At 37.5% G+C, this 1,155-nt stretch carries 1 protein-coding gene and 1 pseudogene; both read right to left on the bottom strand.

All coding sequences use genetic code 11. The features are described 5' to 3' along the window. Positions 1 to 172: 172 nt before the first annotated feature. A complete protein-coding gene (locus EKM76_RS13360) occupies positions 173 to 394 on the bottom strand; it encodes a hypothetical protein (RefSeq protein WP_003645725.1) in 222 nt (73 codons plus the stop codon). Between the two features lie 2 nt (positions 395 to 396). Continuing rightward, positions 397 to 769: pseudogene (locus EKM76_RS13355) on the bottom strand (helix-turn-helix domain-containing protein). Between the last annotated feature and the right edge of the window lie 386 nt (positions 770 to 1,155).

Below are 1,155 nucleotides of genomic sequence, written 5' to 3'. Positions count from 1 at the left end.
CCTTATTTTAGTGCGCTTTAAATTAGCTTTAAATTATAAAAACCACCCAATTAGCAATCATGAAATGACTAATCAGGTGGTTTTAAAATTAGCCGAGCGATTTCCTCAGGGACTAATAATTGTCAAGTCACTAACTTAATGACATTGCCAATTGAGGATAGACCTTTTTACTTTATTCAGCTTTGTCATCTACTTTAATCTCAGCACTAGTTGAGGTCACATTAGAAACGTTCGCACTAGTTGGTGCTTTATCAGCTTGGCTAGCGGAGTCCACCTCGTTTGTAACATGTTCTAAGGTGCCTGTCGTGTCCTGTGAGACGTTTACAGTTTGTACGTCTGTAATTACACCTAGCATACCTAAAATGGTCAGAACCGTGTTAATGGTAGATTGCAAATTTAATCCGAATTTTTGGACAAATTTGTCAGCATCACCTGATACGGTGTTTGCCAGTCGAGTATTTTAAGCGGTCGCTGGTTAATTTGGAGTAACGTCGTCGTTAAATCTTGAGCACTAATGTGCTCAAAACGAGTCCCTTTAGGATAAAAATAACGTAAATTCCGATTAAAGCGTTCATTACTACCCACATCGTGATCGCTTGTATTCGGCATCTGTTTGTGCTAATTCAGCCTGATAAGGTTGACATCGAGATAATTCATAAGAAATTGTTGACGGTGATCGGTTCAGCCGAACGCCCATTTGGATATTGGACAGCCCTAGTTCACAAAAGGTTTCGATTTTAATTCGTTCGGAATAGGTTATACTAGACAAAAGATCAGCTCCTAAAAGATGGGTTTGTGGTAAACACCATTTTAAAGGAAGCTGATCTTTTTTGTCCGAACAGCGTTCGGATTAATTTTACAATCTACCTAATTAGTTTTAATATTTTTAAGTTGATATTATAACTTAATGAATTATCTAATAAGAATTGGTTGATATATAGCTGATACGAATAAATGACGATGTTCGATAAAGAATATTGCTATTATATAGAAGTGAAAAAAGAACTCCCGAATTGTCAAATCAAGTGCAACACTTGCTAAACTTCACTTATAAGTGGTCTAGGTGGTGGTCATGCGAGTAGCTGCTCAGCCATGAATTCATTGGCTGATTTATAACCAAATAGTTTACGTGGCCGTTGGTTAAGTGCCGCGGTC

This window comes from Loigolactobacillus zhaoyuanensis (assembly GCF_003946385.1).
Taxonomy (GTDB): Bacteria; Bacillota; Bacilli; order Lactobacillales; family Lactobacillaceae; genus Loigolactobacillus; species Loigolactobacillus zhaoyuanensis.
Note: the sequence above shows the minus strand (reverse complement) of the source record. Positions and strands in the feature narration are given on the sequence as shown.